This is a genomic window from Georgenia sp. X1117, assembly GCF_057784635.1.
Window position 1 is genome coordinate 2,069,801 of sequence record NZ_CM173492.1, and the last position, 15,364, is coordinate 2,085,164.

Here is a 15,364-nt window from a genome sequence, read left to right on the forward strand (position 1 = left end):
GACCGAGGCAGAAGAGTGCTCACTCGTGGGAGAACCGGGGCGGGGTCAGTCCTCGCTGGGGGCGTAGGAGGAGAAGCCGCCCGGGGCCAGCTCGTGCGCCTCGTCGCCGTTGATCGGCGGGTTGAAGATCGAGACGAGGATGAGGTCCTCGTCCTCCCCGCCCTGCAGGAAGTGGGCGTCGTGCTCGTCGAGCACGTAGATGACGCCGGGGGTGATCTCGTAGCGCGTCTCGCGGTCCGCGCTGACGACGTAGCCCTTGCCGCCGATGCAGTAGCAGGCCTCGAGGTGGTTGCGGTACTGGAGGGCCGCCTCCGTGCCCTTGCGGACCACGGTGTGGGCGACGGCGAAACCCATGCCGTCCTTCTTGGTCAGCACCCGCTGGCTCGTGCCCTGGCCCCACTCGACCTTGGGCACCTCGTCGATCGACCGGATGAACATGCAACCTCCTTGACTCATGGGCGTCCGCCGTCGCCGCGTGGACCGCGGCCCCGTCACGGCGCCACATCGATCCTAGGTCCGTCCGCATCCGGCGGGTGGTCGACCCCGCCCGCCAGGTGGGACGAGCGCGCCTCGGTATGACAGCGCTCTCGTCAGGGCATAGTGTCCCGCGCAACCGATCTGTCATCGTGGCGGTACAGGGCCGCCCCCGGTCCAGGTCCGTGAGGAGCCCCCCATGCCGAGCGACGACCCGCAGGACAGGAACGGCGGCGCGCACGCCGCGCACCCCGAGCGGTCCGAACCGCTGACCGCCGGCGAGGCGGTGACCCAGGGCGCGGACGCGCAGGTCTCGGGCCGGCGGACCGGCTCGCGCTTCGGCCCCGGCCTCATCATCGCCGCCTCGTTCATCGGCCCGGGCACGATCACCACCTCGATCGTCACCGGCGCGAGCTACGGCTACGCCCTGGCCTGGGCGATCGTCTTCTCGATCATCGCCACAATCATCCTCCAGGAGATGACCGCCCGGCTCGGCCTGGGTACCCGGCGGGGGCTCGGCGAGGCCATGCGCGAGGTGTTCGTCTCGCCGGTGACCCGCCTGCTCATGGTCATCCTCGTCGTCGCGGCGATCGGCATCGGCGGCGCCTCCTACGCCGGCGGCGACACCTCCGGCACGGCGCTGGCCGTGACGAACGTGATCGACGTCGACCAGCGCGTCGTCGTCGCCGTCCTCATCGGCGTCATCTTCGCGCTGCTGTGGACCGGCAGCTACAAGGTCATCGAGAAGGTCCTCATGGTGATGGTGGCGATCCTCGTCGTCGTCTTCGTCATCACCGCCGTCATCGTCAAGCCGAACGTGGGCGACCTCCTCCAGGGCATGTTCGTCCCCTCGATCCCCACCGGCGCCATCCTCACCACCATCGCCCTCATCGGCACCACGGTGGTGCCCTACAACCTCTTCCTCCAGGCCCAGCTCGTCAAGGAGAACTGGGGCGACGTCCCCGTCGACCGGGCGATGAAGGAGGCCCGCACCGACACCGCCGTCTCGATCGGCATCGGCGGCCTCATCACCCTGGCCGTCATGGTCACCGCCGTCGGCTCGATGTTCGTGCGCGGCATCGCCGCCGAGGAGGGCACCGACCTCGCCGAGGCGCTGCGCCCCCTGCTCGGCGACGCCGCCCCCTGGGTCTTCGCCCTGGGCCTGTTCGCCGCCGGCTTCACCTCCGCGATCGCCGGCCCGCTCGGCGCCGCCTACGCGATCACCGGCGTACTCGGCAAGGACAGCAACCTGCGCTCGTGGCCGGCCCGGATCACCTGGGTCACCGTCCTCCTCGTCGGCGGCATCATCGCCCTGACCGGCTTCAACCCGATCCAGATCATCGTCGTCGCGCAGGCCGCCAACGGCCTGCTGCTGCCGATCGTGGCGATCTTCCTCATGATCGTCATGAACAACCGCAGGCTCATGGGCAAGTACCGCAACGGGCCGGTCGCCAACGTGCTCGGCTGGATCATCGTCGCCGTCGTCGTCTTCCTCGCCGGCTACCAGTACGCCGACATCTTCGGCCTGCTGCCCGGGTAGTGCGCCGGCCGGACGGGGAGGGTGTTGACTGGCCCCATGGTGGACCGACGCGACCCCGTCCGGCAGATCTTCCGCACCTCCTGGCTCGCCACGGCCGGCCGCGGCATCGCCGCGGTCGCCGTCGGCGTCGCCATCATGCTGTGGCCCGGCGCCATGATCGACGCCGTCATCCAGCTCTTCTCGATCTTCCTCATCGTCGACGGCGCGCTCAACATCGTCGGCGCGCTCGGGGTCGGCCTCGACGCCCGCAACCAGGAGCCCGACCGGCCCACCCAGAAGGTCCTCACCATCGTCCTGGGCGTGCTCGAGCTGGCCGCCGGGGTCCTCGGCCTCCTGCGGCCCGGCGACGTGGCGACCTACATGATCACCGTCATCGGCATCTGGGCCGTGGTCATGGGCCTGTGGGAGCTGATCGTCGCGCTGCGCGCCCGGAAGTACGTCACGGGCGTGCAGCCGCTGGTGATCGCGGGGGCCTTCTTCGTCCTCGGCGGCGCATTCGTCATCTGGCGGCCGTGGGTGGGCCTCGAGGTCGTGGGCTGGTCGATCGCGATCGGCGCCGTCGTCTGGGGGGTCCTGCAGGTCGTCATCGCGCTGTCCGTGCGCCGGTGGATCGCCAGGGTCGACGACCGGCTCGAGGTCGACCGCCGGCCCCCGCGCACCGTCGACGGCTGAGCGCTCGGTCACACGGCGTCCGGCGGGGCATATCCGGCGCCGGGGTCGCGTTGCAGGATCTCGGACCGACCCGCACCTCATCGGAGCGCACCCCATGCTGAGCACCGCACGTCGCAACCTCGCCCTGTTCACCCTCGCCCTGGGTGGCTTCGGCATCGGCACGACCGAGTTCGCGACGATGGGGCTGCTCCCGCAGATCGCCGACGAGCTCGTGCCCCGGCTCGCCACCGACCCCACCGCCGGCATCGCCGACGCCGGCTGGCTCATCACGGCCTACGCCCTGGGCGTGGTCGTCGGCGCCCCGACCACCGCGGTGGCCACGGCGCGCATGTCCCAGCGCACGCTCGTGCTCGTCCTGGCCGCCGCCCTCGCGCTGGCCAACCTTGCCAGCGCGCTCATGCCGACCTTCGAACTGACGATGGCCGCCCGGTTCCTGGCCGGTCTGCCCCACGGGGCCTACTTCGGGGTGGCCTCCCTGCTGGCCGCCCGGCTCATGGGGCCCGGCCGGCAGGGCGCCGGCGTGGCGATCGCCCTGTCCGGCCTGACCGTGGCCAACGTCGTCGGCGTCCCCCTGGGCACGTGGCTGGGCCAGGAGGCCGGCTGGCGCTGGGCCTACGGCGCCGTCGCGGCCATCTTCACGATCACGGTGCTGCTCGCGCTGCGAACACTGCCCGCGGTCCCCGGCAACCCCGACCGGCGCCCGATGCGCGAGCTGGCCGCGCTGCGCAACCCGCGCCTGTGGCTCATGCTCGCCGTCGGCGCGATCGGCTTCGGCGGGTTCTTCGCCGTCTACTCCTACATCGCGGAGGCCGCCACGCGCACCGCCGGGCTGCCCGAGGGCGCCGTGCCGTGGCTGCTGGCGACCCTCGGCGTGGGCATGGTGGTCGGCAACATCATCGGCGGCCTGGCCGGGGACCGGGACCTGTCCCGCACCGTGCTCATCGGCTTCGGCGCCCTGGCCACGGCCATGGCCCTGTACGCGCTGCTCGGCGGGCACCCGGTGCTGATCTTCGTCATCGCCCCGCTCATCGGGCTCAGCTCCTCGGCGCTCATCCCCTCGGTCCAGGCGCGCATCATCGCCATCGCCGGCGAGGCGGAGCTGCTCGGCGCGGCCCTCAACCACGCCTCGTTCAACGTGGGCAACTCCCTCGGCGCCTGGCTCGGTGGCCTCGTCATCGCCGGCGGCTTCGGCTACCTCGCGCCGGGCTGGGTGGGGGTGGCGCTCACCCTCGTCGGAGGCGTGCTGCTCGTGGTCAGCCTGCGCCTGGACCGCACCGGGAAGCAGGACGGGGCCGGCCCGTCGGCCCCGGCGGCGCCGGCCGAGCACGCCCTGGCCCGCGGCTGACGCCAGGCCCGCTCAGTCCTCCAGCAGGGAGCGGACCTCCTCGGCGGTGAGCGGGGCCGCCATGCCGCCGCCGTCGCCGACGACGCGCGCCACGAGGTCCCGCTTGCGCTCCTGCAGGGCGAGGACCTTCTCCTCGATGGTGCCCGCGGAGACGAGCCGGTAGACGTTGACGCGGCGGTCCTGACCGATGCGGTGGGTGCGGTCGACCGCCTGGCTCTCCGCCGCCGGGTTCCACCACGGGTCGAGCAGGTAGACGTAGTCGGCCTCGGTGAGGGTGAGGCCGAAACCGCCGGCCTTGAGGGAGATGAGGAAGACCGGCGCCTCGCCGTCGCGGAAGGCGCTGACCACCGAGTCGCGGTCCCGGGTGGAGCCGTCGAGGTAGAGGTGGTCGATGCCGGCCTTCGCGAGGCGGTCGCGCACCGCGCCGAGGAACGAGGTGAACTGGCTGAACACCAGGACCCGGTGCCCCTCGGCGAGCACCGCCTCGAGGTGCTCGAGCAGGGTGGTGATCTTCGTCGAGGCCTCACCCGGGGTGCCGGACCGGTCGGCGAGAGCGGGGTCGAGGGCAGCAAGCCGCAGCGTGGTGAGCGAGGAGAGCACGCTGACCCGGTTGCGCCCCAGGTCCTCGAGCAGCCCGAGGATCCGCTGACGCTCGCGCTGCAGGTGGCGGTCGTAGCTGCGCTGGTGGGCCGGCGAGAGCTCGACGTAGACGACCTGCTCCTGCTTGGGCGGGAGGTCCCGCTCGACGAGCTCCTTGGTCCGGCGCAGCAGGAAGGGACGGACCCGACGGCGGAGCTCCTCCAGGGCGCCGGTGGTGTCGGTGCCGGACTCGATGGGCCGGCGGAACTTCGTGGTGAACACGTCCGAGCGCGGCAGCAGCCCGGGGGTGACCAGGGCGAGGATCGACCACAGGTCGCCGACGGAGTTCTCCACCGGCGTGCCCGTCATCGCCAGGCGGCGCGGGGCGCGCAGCCGGGACACCGCACGGTGGGTGGCCGTGCGCGGGTTCTTGACGAACTGCGCCTCGTCGAGGACCAGGGCGGAGAAGTCGACCTCGGCCAGGGCGTCGGCGTCGAGGCGGACGATCGCGTAGGAGGTGACGACGATGTCGGCGTCGGCGACGAGGTCGCGCAGGTCCTCCTCCCGTCGCGCACCGGTCGCGCGCACCGGGACCACGCGCAGGTCGGGGGTGAAGCGCTCCGCCTCGTGCACCCAGGTGCCGATGACCGAGGTGGGGCACACGACGAGGACCGGCCCGGCGCCGTCGGGGGCCTGCCCGACCTCCCCGCGCTCCTTGCCGCGCTGGATCGCGGCGAGGGTCTGCAGCGTCTTGCCGAGGCCCATGTCGTCGGCGAGGATCCCGCCGGCGCCGGCGTCCCACAGCATCGACAGCCAGGAGTAGCCCTCGGCCTGGTAGGGCCGCAGGGTGGCGTCCAGCCCCGACGGCGGGGCGGGCGTCGGGCGTCCGGCGATGTCGGCCAGCGCGCCCAGGGCGGCGCTCCAGGCCGCGGTCTGCTCGTCGAGCAGGTCGAGGTGGGCGAGCTCCTCGAGCTGGTCGGAGCGGTAGCGCGAGACCTGCACGCTCCCCGACGGCGCGTCGGCGATCTCGCGGGACTCGCCGACGAGGCGGCGCAGGGCCTCGAGCTCGGGGGTGTCCAGCGGGAGGTAGGTGCCCGAGGGCAGCACGACCAGCTCCGCGCCGGTGGCCAGCGCCTGGATGAGCTCGTCGACGGGGACCTCCTCGTCGCCCACGCGCACGCTCACCCGCAGGTCGAGCCAGTCGGTGGGGGCGGCGAGGTCGCCGGCGGCGGAGATGCTCACGGTGGCGGCCTCGGTCGCGGGCCGGTAGTCGGCCGCGTCGCCGACCACCTCCACGACGATGCCCGCCTCCCGCGCGCGTGGCAGCACCCGGTCCGAGACGAGCGCGGTCTGCGCGGGCCCCAGGTCGACGACCGCCTGCTCGGCCGGCCGCAGCCCGGGGATCTCGTCGAGCTCGCGCCCGACCGCGGTCAGCAGGGCGTGCTCGCGGGCGTGGTCGCGCGGCACCTCGGTCGCCGAGCCGCTCAGGGCCACGTCGACCGACTGCCCGCCGCCGACGTACCGGAACCCGAGCTCGACGCGGCTGCGGTGCGCGGGGCCCATGGTCATCCGCAGCAGCACGTGGGGCTCGAGCGCCTCGGGCACCTCGACCGAGTCGTCGGAGGAGGTCACCGTCAGCCGCTGGCGCAGGCGGGGCAGGAAGCCGTGGGTGAAGCGGACGCGGTCGGCGTCGGGGATGGTCATCGAGCCCACCGTGGCCTCCCGCAGGGGCGGGTCGACGGGGTGGTCGAGCGGGGCGAGCAGGATGTCGGTGCCGGTCAGCCGGACCGAGACCCCCGACGCCGGGTCGCCCTCGAGGGTCGCGCGCCGGGAGTCCCCGGCCGGGGCCGCGAAGGGCCCGACGACGACGGAGTGCCCGCCGCCGCGGTCGACCTCGACGAAGGGGCTGATGCGGATCCCCTCCTCGTCGGAGGTGAGGTCGATGCCGAGGGAGGCCCCCGGCGCCAGGCGCACCTGCCCGACGCCGGTGCCGCCGACGAGGTCGATGCCGGCGACGTAGGCCTGCACCAGGGCGGCCCACCCGTTGGGGTCGAGCTCGTCGAGGTAGACCTCCTCGGCGCGCTGCCACTCCGGCCGGGTGCCGTGCGCGCTGGCCTTGAGGTGGGCCAGCGCCCGCACGTGCTCGGGCACGAAGTCCTGGGCGGAGTAGCCGGTGGTGACCGAGGACCACGAGCGGCCGCCGGTGAGCCAGCGGCCGGTGCGACCCCGGACCACCGGGCGCAGCCGCAGCCGCGGGACCGAGACCTGGGGCGCGCCCAGGGCCCGGCGCGGCGTGCGCAGGCCGGAGGTGCGCTGGACCTCGCTCAGCTGCAGGCCGAGGGGGGTGAGGTCCGCCCCGGCGCGCGGGTCATCGACGATGGCGGTGAGCACGTCCTCCCAGCGGCGACCCGGCGCGCTGCGGCGGGCGCGGTCGCGCAGGTCGAGGAGCAGCGCGCCGACGTGCTTGCAGCCGTTGCCCACCGGGCAGGTGCACGAGCCGTGCCACACCGTGCCCTGCCCGTCGCCCTCGGCGCGGACGACGACGGTGTAGGTGTCGCCGCGCGAGCCGGTGACCTTGGCGATGATGACGGTGCCCTCGGGGTTGGTCGTCGCCCCGCCGACGTTGCCGGCCGAGAAGAGGCGGCGGGCCCGCTCGAGGGTCAGCTCGCCCAGTCCGGCCTCGAGCTCCGCATCGGAGAGCTCGCTGACCCACTCGAGCACGACGTCCTCAGGCACCCAGACACTCTAGGTCGCGCCACCCACGCCGTGCTTCCCCCCGGTCCGCGGGGGTCGCCGTCGCCGCGACCCCGGTGCGGTGACCGCGGGGCGGCGCCACCGGACCGTGGGGAGAACTCCCCATGGCGGCGGGATGCGCGCACTGGGAAGGTCATGACCGTGTTGTGGATCACAGCACGCCCCGTCCTCAGCCGCCCCCGAGCCCACCTGGAGCAGCCATGTCCACCGACCCCGCCGCGCGACGCGGCTCCCGCCCCGACCTCCGACTGCTCACCACCGTGGCGCTCGCCCTGACGATCGTGTGGGGCGTCGGCTGGGTGTGGGCGGGCGACACCTCGTTCACCGACCTCTACCTGTGGATCGGCGCCTCGGTCCTGGCGATCCTCTGGGTCGTCATCGGCGTGTACTCCCAGCGGGGTCCGCGCGAGCGCTGACGCCCGGGCCCTCCTCGATCGGTACCTCCTCGATCGGCGCGACCGCGAGCCGGTCGCGCAGCGAGCCCAGCATCGCGGCGACCTCGGCGTCGCACCGCACGGACCACCCCCAGCCGGCGGGGATCCACAGCAGGGCGACCAGGACGTCCTGCGGCAGGCGACCGGTGACGGTCCATCGCGTGGCCTCGCGGCCGTCGACGACCTCGGCCCGTGCGTCGGCGGCCCAGTGCCCGACGGCGTCCACCAGCGCGCTCACCGGCTGGTCGAGCAGGATCTCGGCCCGGTGCGTCGGCCGCACGAAGTCGGCGAAGCGCGCCTCGACCTCCTCCTCGGTGATCTCCCGGGGGGCGAACCGGGCACCCGTGCGCCGCACGCTGCCCAGCCGGTCGAGCCGGAAGGTGCGCCAGTCCGCCCGGTCGACGTCGTGGCACAGCAGGTACCAGCGCCCCGAGCGGACGACCAGCCGCTGCGGTTCGACGTGGCGGCGGCTCTCCCGGCCGTCCTTGTCGCGGTAGTCGAAGCGGGCGCGCTCGTGGTCCCGGCAGGCGAGGGCGAGCTCGCCGAGCACGTCGGGTGCCGCGCGCGGCCCGGAGCCGAGGTCGACGACGTGCTCGGTGAGGGCCGCCGCCCGGCGTCGCAGCGGGGCGGGTAGCACCTGGTCGAGCTTGGCCATGGTCCGCGCCGCGGCCTCCGCCCCCCGGCCGGCCACCGCCGCCGTGCGCAGGCCCACGGCCAGGGCGACGGCCTCGTCGTCGTCGAGCAGGAGCGGGGGGAGGGTGGCCCCGGCGGCGAGCTGGTACCCGCCCTCGGCGCCGGGGGCGGACTCGACGACGTAGCCCAGCTCGCGCAGCCGGTCGACGTCGCGGCGCACGGTGCGCGGGCTCGTCCCCAGGCGCTCGGCCAGGTCTGGACCCGACCACCAGCGGTGGGACTGCAGAAGGTCGAGCAGCCGCAGGAGGCGGGCGGTGGGGTCCGACATCCCCTCATCCTGCCGGAGGATGAGGACAGGAGCTGACCGCGTCGTCGGGACGGCCGGGACCGCATCAGCGGGTGTAGGCGCCCTGCCAGACGGTGTCGAAGGGGGTGTTCGCGCTCACGCGGGCGTGGATACCGGCGGTGACCATGTCCTTGGCGACCCGCACGGCGTCGGGGACCGGGGTCCCCTTGGCGAGCTCGGCGGTGATCGCGGCGGCCACCGTGCAGCCGGCGCCCGAGACGCGGTGCTCGCCGATCTTCGGGGCGGTGAAGACCTGGACGTCGGTGCCGTCCCACAGGACGTCGACGGCCTCGTCGCCCGGCAGCTCGACGCCGCCCTTGGCGTAGACGTACTGCGGCCCGTGCGAGCCGATGACCTTGGCGGCCTCGATCAGCTCGTCGACGGTGCCGATGGAGTCAGCGCCGGACAGGATCGTCGACTCGAAGACGTTGGGGGTGATGACGGTGGCGAAGGGGAGGATCTGCTCGCGCAGCGCGTTGTCGGTGTCCAGCGCGGCACCCGGCTCCTGGCCCTTGCAGATGAGGACCGGGTCGACGACGACGTGGTCCCACTCCTGCGCGCCGAGCCCATGGGCGACGGTGTCGATCGTCGCGGGCGTGCCGAGCATGCCGATCTTGACCGTGCGCAGCGGGTGGGTGGCCGTGGCGGCCTCGATCTGGTCGGCGATGACCTGGGGGTCGACCGGGACGAACCGGTGGCCCCAGCCGTTCTTCGGGTCGAAGCTGACGATGCAGGTCAGCGTGCCGACGCCATAGACGCCGAGCTGCTGGAACGTCTTGAGGTCGGCCTGGATGCCGGCGCCGCCGGTCGCCTCGGAACCGGCGATGACGTAGGCGAGGGGGACGGACACGTCGATTGGCCTCCGAACAGGGGTCTTCTCGCCCGGTCGGGCGAGCCAGGAGGGCGACGATACGCCCCGCGGCCCCGGGCAGTCACGGCGTGGGCGGCGCGTCCCGCGATGCGGGAGGCCGGCCGCCCACGCCGTCGACTCAGGGTCGGATCTGCGAGCGGTCGAAGGTCGCGGGGTCCTGGCCCACGCGGTCCGCGGAGTCCATCGCGTCGAGCACGGCCATCTCCGAGTCGCTCAGCTCGAAGCGGAACAGGTCGAGGTTGGCCTGGATCCGCGCCGGGTTGACGGACTTGGGGATGACGATGTGGCCGTGCTGGACGTGCCAGCGCAGCACCACCTGGCCCGGGGTCACCGCGTGGGCGTCCGCGAGCTCGGCGACGGCCTCGGACTGCAGGTCGGCGCCCTGGCCGAGCGGGGAGTAGGCCTCGACGGCGATGCCCGCCGCGCGGGTGGCCTCCAGCGTGCGGAGCTGCTGGTAGGTCGGGTGGACCTCGATCTGGTTGACGTCGGGCAGGATCCCGGTCTCCTCGGCGAGGCGGTCGAGGTGCTCGGGCAGGAAGTTGGACACGCCGATCGAGCGGACGGCGCCGGAGTCCTTGATCTCCGCGAGCGCGCGCCAGGTCTCGACGTACAGGTCCTTGGTCGGGACCGGCCAGTGCACGAGGTAGAGGTCGACGACGTCGAGGCCCAGGCGCTCCTGGGAGTCGGCGAACGCCTTCAGTGCCTGGTCGTGGCCCTGCTCGCCGTTGCGGAGCTTGGTGGTGATGAACACGTCCTCGCGCTTGAGGCCCGAGGCGCGCAGGGCGGCGCCCACGCCGGCCTCGTTGTTGTAGGCGGCGGCGGTGTCGATGTGCCGGTAACCGGCCTCGAGCGCGTGCTCGACGGCGGCCTGGGTCTCCTCCGGCGGGATCTGGAACGTGCCGAACCCGACCTGCGGGATGGTCACGCCCGAGGCCAGGGAGACGGTGTGGTCGTCAGCAGGAGTCATGCCACTGTTGTAGTGGCCCGGGGCCCGGACGGCGACCCGGGACCACGTGACGGGACGGCGCGTCGCGGTGCCGGCACCCGCCTGTCGGCGGTCGGGTTGGCCTCTGTGTCTTGCCAACTCCGACCTGTCAACCGGCTGGGTCACCTGTCAATCGACAGAGTCGGTTGAGAGGTCGCTCTACCGATTGACAGGTGGGGTCTAGGGGCGGTGCGGGTCGGGTCCCGCGCCGTCGTCGGGCCCGTCGCCGGTGTCCCCGCCGTCCGCGTGGTGCCCGTCCGAGGAGGGCCGCTGCTGCGTCGGCGTGCCCTCGGTGCGCGCGGTCGTCGGCCGGGTGGGGCGCGTGGGGCGTGTGGCCCGGGGCGAACCGGCGTCGTCGGCGTGCTGCTCCGTCGGCGCGCCCTCGTCGGCGTGGGCCCCGGCGGTGCCCTCAGGACGCGACGCTCCCGGCGCGCCCGAGCTGGCCGGCCGGGACGGGTCGGCGGGGTGCCGAGCCTCGCCGGTGTTCTGCGCCGTGCCGGCCGAACCCGCGCCGCCGGCCGCACCCGTGCCGGCCGCACCCGCACCGGCGGACCCCGCCGCACCGGCCGAACCCGCACCGCCCGCCCCCGTCGCACCGGCGGACCCCGCGCCCGCGCCACCGGAGGTGCGCTGCGCCGTCGGGGTCAGGGGGTGCGAGCCGCCCATGCCCTCGGCGCGGGCGCGACGCAGCTCGCCGACCGTGATCTCGCTGGACAGCCGGCGCGAGCCCTCGGACGATCCCGACGCACCCGGCTCGGCGCCCTCCTCGGCCCGCGGCACGCGGCCGCGGCGCTCGGCCCGCAGGCGCGCGGCGGCGTCGAGCTCGGCCTGGGTGCCCTCCACCTTCTTGTCCCCCGCCTGCAGGAAGACCGCGATGAACTTCGTGCGCGGGTCGGAGTCGACGAGCACCGCCTTGGCGAACAGGGTCAGCGGCACGGCGAGGATCGCCCCGAGCGGGCCCACGATCGCGGTCCAGAAGACCAGGGAGACGAACGTGACGGTCGAGTTGAGGCCGACGGCGTCGCCGGTGACCTTGGGCTGGATGAAGGTCTGGAAGCCGTTGTTGATGACCGTGTAGGTGACGATCACCCAGATCATCGTCGAGGGACCGCCGTCGAGTAGGCCGATGAGCGCCGGGGGCAGCAGGCCGATGAAGAAGCCGACGTTCGGGATGTAGTTGGTGACGAAGGCGAACAGGGCGAACGTCCACGGCAGCGGGACGTCGAGGACCATCAGCGCGATGCCGTCGCCGACCGCGACGATCGCGCCGAAGACCGTCGAGACGATCCAGTACTTGCGCACCTGCGAGGAGAAGGCCGTCAGCGACTCGGTGAGGTAGGGGGCGGCCTCGCGCAGCGACTCGGTGCGGCCCCGCACGTTGATGGTGTCGAAGCCGAGGAAGGCGGTGATGACGACGAACAGCACAGCCTGCGACCCGGTCGAGGTCAGCGCGTTGGCGATCTGGGTGACCACGCCGACGATCTGGTTGAAGTCGAAGTCCTCGAGGTAGGTCTCGAGGTTCGACACCTCGAGCCCCAGGCCCGAGAGCCATGCCAGGACGTCGGTGTACATGCGCTGGAAGGTGCCGCCGTACTGGGGCAGCAGCTGGCTCGTCTCGGCGACGCCGTAGGCGATACCCGCCAGGATGGACAGCAGGACGACGTAGACGACGAGCAGCGTGAGCAGCGTGGCCAGCCACCCGGGCAGGTGGAGGTACTTGCGCAGCCACACGATGAGCGGCCGGGCGGTGACCACCATCGTCACGCCGAAGAAGGCCGGCGCCACGATCGAGCTGATCGTCTGGATGCCCGCCATCGCGATGACCGTCGCCGCCACGACGACGATGGCGACCATCCCGATCGGGACGCTCGCGCGCGTCTCCTCCTGCGGGCTCGCAGTCATCTGTCCCTCCATCGTGGCAGCCGGACGCCGATCCGCTCGGCGACCGGGCTCATCCTGCCAGGCGGGCGCGGGGACCGGAGCCTGGGTACCGTGCGGGGATGACCGAGAACGGCCTCGAGAGCGCCCTGGCGCGCATGACGGACGCCGGCACGTCCGCCACCGCCCGGCGCGTGTTCGCCTCCTACTACGACGACCTGGTCCGGGGCGCCTCGGGCACGATGCCCGAGTCCGACCTGCGCCCGCTGGACGACGTCCCCCGGCTCGCCGACGTCGAGGTGGACGAGGAGGCCGCCGACGCCGCCCTGCGGGCCACCGCGCTCGTGCGGCTCAACGGCGGGCTGGGCACGTCGATGGGGATGACCGGCCCCAAGTCGCTGCTGCCGGTGCGCGGGGAGCGCACGTTCCTCGACGTCGTCGTCGAACAGCTGCGCGCCGCCCGGGAGTCCTCGGGGGCGACGCTGCCGCTCGTGCTCATGCAGTCCTTCCGCACGCAGGGGCCCACCCGCGAGGCGCTCGCCGCGCACCCGGACGTCGCGGTGGAGGGGGTGCCGCAGGACTTCGTGCAGAACCAGGTGCCGCGGCTGCGCGAGGACGACCTCGCCCCGGTGGACTGGCCGGACGACCCCGAGCTGGAGTGGGCGCCGCCGGGCCACGGCGACCTCTACACGGCGCTGTACGACCTCGGCCTGCCGCGCACCCTGCTCGACGCCGGCTACCGCTACCTGTCGGTGTCCAACATCGACAACCTCGGCGCCGTGCCCGACGGGCGCCTGGCGGGCTGGTTCGCCGCGAGCGGCGCCCCCTTCGCCATGGAGGTCTGCCGCCGCACGCGGGCCGACCGCAAGGGCGGCCACCTCGCCGTGCGGGTCGCCGACGACCAGCTCGTCCTGCGTGAGGTCGCCCAGACCGCCGACGAGGACCTCGACGCCTTCCAGGACGTGACCCGCCACCGCTACTTCAACACCAACTCGCTGTGGTTCGACCTCGAGGCGCTCGACGCGGCGCTCACCGAGCACGACGGCGTCCTCGGGCTGCCGCTCATCCGCAACGTCAAGACGGTCGACCCCGCCGACAAGACCTCGACGCGGGTGGTGCAGGTCGAGACCGCGATGGGCGCCGCCATCGAGCTCTTCGAGGGCGCGGTGGCGGTCGAGGTGGGCCGCGAGCGGTTCCTGCCGGTGAAGACCACCGACGACCTCCTGCTGGTCCGCTCCGACGCCTACGAGCTCGGGGCGGACGCGCGCCTGCGGGCCGTCGCGGACCCGGTCCCCGACGTCGAGCTCGACCGCGACGTCTACAAGCGCGTCCCCGAGCTCGACGAGCGCTTCCCGACCGGCCCGCCGTCGCTGCGCTCGGCGCGCTCACTGCGGGTCGAGGGCGACGTCACCTTCGGCGCGGACGTGCAGGTCCTCGGGGACGCGGTCGTGCGTGCCGAGGAGGTCGGGTCTCGCGTGCCCGACGGCGCGCGCCTCGGCCAGGGGTGAGCGGCCGGCGTCGTGGGCGGGCCCCGGCGTCGGGCCTGAGATCGGCGTCGGGCTTGGGACCGGCGGGGTGCGGATCGTGCGGTTGCGGACCGTGCGGAGCCCCGTCGCTGACTGTGCCAGGAACCGGAACGGCCGGTGGTGGTCCGTGGACCACCACCGGCCGTACGGTGACGCCTTCGCTCCCCCCGGACCGTGACGTCACCTTCCGTGTCGAGGACGGTGGGTGCGGGTACCAGTCGCACCCACCGTCCTCATCCCCCGTCCCTCACGAGGCGGCCCACCCGCCTCATGCAGCGACGACGCGGCGCTCCTTGCGGATCGCCCTGCGCTCCGACGGCGTGGTGCCGCCGAAGATGCCGAAGGGCTGGTTGGTGCGGAGCGCAAACTCGTAGCAGGCCTCGGCGACCGGGCAGGAGGCGCAGACGGCCTTCGCGCGGGCGACCTGCGCGTCGACGGCCTTGCCCTGCCCCTCGGGGAAGAAGTCGTCCGTCGGGAGGTCGATGCACGCACCCTGGACTCGCCAGTTCGGGTCGGTGTCCTCCGTGAAGCTGTTCATGGGGACCACTCCACGTCCCGAACCTGGGTGGAGGCTGGGAATGGGCGCACAATCGTCTGCGAATCTCGGGTGGCGCTATCTTTCTTCACGCATGCACGGCCCCACGGACGTCCAGGAGGACACCATGACCAATCCCAAGATCGTCGCGCAGGCGGGGGAGATCCTCGGCCACGCGCCGGAGGACGCCGTGCTTCTCCTGCCCCGGGACGGTGCGCAGTGGATCGCGAGCAGCATGGAGCGCACGCCCAGGAAGCGCTCGATCGGCTCCGTCCTGGCCGACTCGATGGTCAAGAACGAGGTCCGTCCCGGTGGGCACGTCCTGGGGCTGCCCTTCCCGCCGGAGAACCCGGTGGTGTGGGCGCTGACCCCGGCTGCGGCGGTCTGCATGGACACCGTCGCGGCGTTCGCCGGCCGCTGGAAGCCGGCCCGGGTCTTCGCCTCCTTCGACTATGCCGCCCTGGACCGCGTGTGGCACGAGAAGACCGGCATGAGCATGTTCGGCGTGCACGTGACGATGCGCGACGGCAACCACTGGGAGTTCAGCATCGGCAAGGGCGAGCTGAAGAAGCACTACCTGGCCTTCGAGCAGGAGCTGCTGGCGCGCATCGCCCGCGCCGGCGAGCAGGGCGCGCGCGCCCAGGCGGCGGGCGCCGTCGGCCAGGCGCCGCAGGCCGGCCAGGGCGGGGACGGCCTCTGGCAGCCGGGGCCGCCGCAGGGTGCGCCGCACGGTGAGCCGGGCCAGTGGCAGCCGGGGCCGCCGCAGGGGCAGCCCGGCCGCTGGTAGACCCG

Annotated in this window: 13 protein-coding genes; 6 read left to right on the plus strand and 7 right to left on the minus strand. The window is 73.4% G+C overall.

Annotated features, from left to right (window positions below; translation table 11 throughout):
• Positions 1-45: 45 nt before the first annotated feature.
• Positions 46-438: an ectoine synthase gene (locus AC3D3D_RS09555; protein ID WP_463663420.1), complete on the minus strand. Its 393-nt coding sequence runs from the start codon at positions 436-438 to the stop codon at positions 46-48.
• A gap of 235 nt (positions 439-673) precedes the next feature.
• Here AC3D3D_RS09555 and AC3D3D_RS09560 point away from each other — a divergent pair, with 235 nt between their 5' ends.
• From AC3D3D_RS09560 to AC3D3D_RS09570, 3 genes are all read left to right on the plus strand, one after another.
• A complete protein-coding gene (locus AC3D3D_RS09560; RefSeq protein ID WP_463663421.1) occupies positions 674-2,014 on the plus strand; it encodes an Nramp family divalent metal transporter in 1,341 nt (446 codons plus the stop codon).
• Between the two features lie 36 nt (positions 2,015-2,050).
• Positions 2,051-2,686: an HdeD family acid-resistance protein gene (locus AC3D3D_RS09565; RefSeq protein WP_463663422.1), complete on the plus strand. Its 636-nt coding sequence runs from the start codon at positions 2,051-2,053 to the stop codon at positions 2,684-2,686.
• A gap of 94 nt (positions 2,687-2,780) precedes the next feature.
• Entirely contained in the window at positions 2,781-4,031 is a 1,251-nt protein-coding gene (locus AC3D3D_RS09570; protein WP_463663423.1) for an MFS transporter, read from the plus strand.
• A gap of 12 nt (positions 4,032-4,043) precedes the next feature.
• On the opposite strand, the gene AC3D3D_RS09575 is transcribed toward AC3D3D_RS09570, so the two are convergent.
• Complete coding sequence (locus tag AC3D3D_RS09575) at positions 4,044-7,346, minus strand: DEAD/DEAH box helicase (RefSeq protein ID WP_463663424.1); 3,303 nt, start codon at positions 7,344-7,346, stop codon at positions 4,044-4,046.
• A 218-nt stretch (positions 7,347-7,564) separates the two neighbouring features.
• On the opposite strand from AC3D3D_RS09575, the gene AC3D3D_RS09580 reads away from it, so the two are divergent.
• Positions 7,565-7,780: a hypothetical protein gene (locus AC3D3D_RS09580; RefSeq protein WP_463663425.1), complete on the plus strand. Its 216-nt coding sequence runs from the start codon at positions 7,565-7,567 to the stop codon at positions 7,778-7,780.
• Here the strand turns inward: AC3D3D_RS09580 and AC3D3D_RS09585 are convergent.
• The 4 genes from AC3D3D_RS09585 to AC3D3D_RS09600 form a co-directional block, all read right to left on the minus strand.
• Positions 7,740-8,759: a helix-turn-helix transcriptional regulator gene (locus tag AC3D3D_RS09585; RefSeq protein WP_463663426.1), complete on the minus strand. Its 1,020-nt coding sequence runs from the start codon at positions 8,757-8,759 to the stop codon at positions 7,740-7,742. The genes AC3D3D_RS09580 and AC3D3D_RS09585 overlap by 41 nt on opposite strands.
• A 64-nt stretch (positions 8,760-8,823) precedes the next feature.
• Complete coding sequence (locus AC3D3D_RS09590; protein WP_463663427.1) at positions 8,824-9,627, minus strand: hydroxymethylpyrimidine/phosphomethylpyrimidine kinase; 804 nt, start codon at positions 9,625-9,627, stop codon at positions 8,824-8,826.
• A gap of 139 nt (positions 9,628-9,766) precedes the next feature.
• Positions 9,767-10,615: an aldo/keto reductase gene (locus AC3D3D_RS09595; protein WP_463663428.1), complete on the minus strand. Its 849-nt coding sequence runs from the start codon at positions 10,613-10,615 to the stop codon at positions 9,767-9,769.
• Between the two features lie 198 nt (positions 10,616-10,813).
• Positions 10,814-12,535 carry an AI-2E family transporter gene (locus tag AC3D3D_RS09600; protein WP_463663429.1) on the minus strand — a complete coding sequence of 574 codons (1,722 nt, stop codon included), beginning with the start codon at positions 12,533-12,535 and terminating at the stop codon, positions 10,814-10,816.
• Between the two features lie 98 nt (positions 12,536-12,633).
• On the opposite strand from AC3D3D_RS09600, the gene AC3D3D_RS09605 reads away from it, so the two are divergent.
• Positions 12,634-14,019 carry a UTP--glucose-1-phosphate uridylyltransferase gene (locus tag AC3D3D_RS09605; RefSeq protein WP_463663430.1) on the plus strand — a complete coding sequence of 462 codons (1,386 nt, stop codon included), beginning with the start codon at positions 12,634-12,636 and terminating at the stop codon, positions 14,017-14,019.
• A gap of 286 nt (positions 14,020-14,305) precedes the next feature.
• On the opposite strand, the gene AC3D3D_RS09610 is transcribed toward AC3D3D_RS09605, so the two are convergent.
• Positions 14,306-14,575 (minus strand): WhiB family transcriptional regulator, encoded by a 270-nt coding sequence (locus AC3D3D_RS09610; RefSeq protein WP_463663431.1) that lies wholly within the window; start codon positions 14,573-14,575, stop codon positions 14,306-14,308.
• Positions 14,576-14,699: 124 nt separating this feature from the next.
• On the opposite strand from AC3D3D_RS09610, the gene AC3D3D_RS09615 reads away from it, so the two are divergent.
• Positions 14,700-15,359 carry a hypothetical protein gene (locus tag AC3D3D_RS09615; protein WP_463663432.1) on the plus strand — a complete coding sequence of 220 codons (660 nt, stop codon included), beginning with the start codon at positions 14,700-14,702 and terminating at the stop codon, positions 15,357-15,359.
• The last annotated feature ends 5 nt before the right edge of the window (positions 15,360-15,364 follow it).

What these genes read in the sequence shown, in the direction of transcription:
- AC3D3D_RS09580 (WP_463663425.1), top strand. Translation starts at nt 7,565, where the DNA reads ATGTCCACCGACCCCGCCGCGCGACGCGGCTCCCGCCCCGACCTCCGA.
- AC3D3D_RS09585 (WP_463663426.1), bottom strand. Translation starts at nt 8,759, where the DNA reads ATGTCGGACCCCACCGCCCGCCTCCTGCGGCTGCTCGACCTTCTGCAG.
- AC3D3D_RS09610 (WP_463663431.1), bottom strand. Translation starts at nt 14,575, where the DNA reads ATGAACAGCTTCACGGAGGACACCGACCCGAACTGGCGAGTCCAGGGT.
- AC3D3D_RS09570 (WP_463663423.1), top strand. Translation starts at nt 2,781, where the DNA reads ATGCTGAGCACCGCACGTCGCAACCTCGCCCTGTTCACCCTCGCCCTG.
- AC3D3D_RS09565 (WP_463663422.1), top strand. Translation starts at nt 2,051, where the DNA reads ATGGTGGACCGACGCGACCCCGTCCGGCAGATCTTCCGCACCTCCTGG.
- AC3D3D_RS09595 (WP_463663428.1), bottom strand. Translation starts at nt 10,615, where the DNA reads ATGACTCCTGCTGACGACCACACCGTCTCCCTGGCCTCGGGCGTGACC.
- AC3D3D_RS09605 (WP_463663430.1), top strand. Translation starts at nt 12,634, where the DNA reads ATGACCGAGAACGGCCTCGAGAGCGCCCTGGCGCGCATGACGGACGCC.
- AC3D3D_RS09555 (WP_463663420.1), bottom strand. Translation starts at nt 438, where the DNA reads ATGTTCATCCGGTCGATCGACGAGGTGCCCAAGGTCGAGTGGGGCCAG.
- AC3D3D_RS09600 (WP_463663429.1), bottom strand. Translation starts at nt 12,535, where the DNA reads ATGACTGCGAGCCCGCAGGAGGAGACGCGCGCGAGCGTCCCGATCGGG.
- AC3D3D_RS09560 (WP_463663421.1), top strand. Translation starts at nt 674, where the DNA reads ATGCCGAGCGACGACCCGCAGGACAGGAACGGCGGCGCGCACGCCGCG.
- AC3D3D_RS09615 (WP_463663432.1), top strand. Translation starts at nt 14,700, where the DNA reads ATGACCAATCCCAAGATCGTCGCGCAGGCGGGGGAGATCCTCGGCCAC.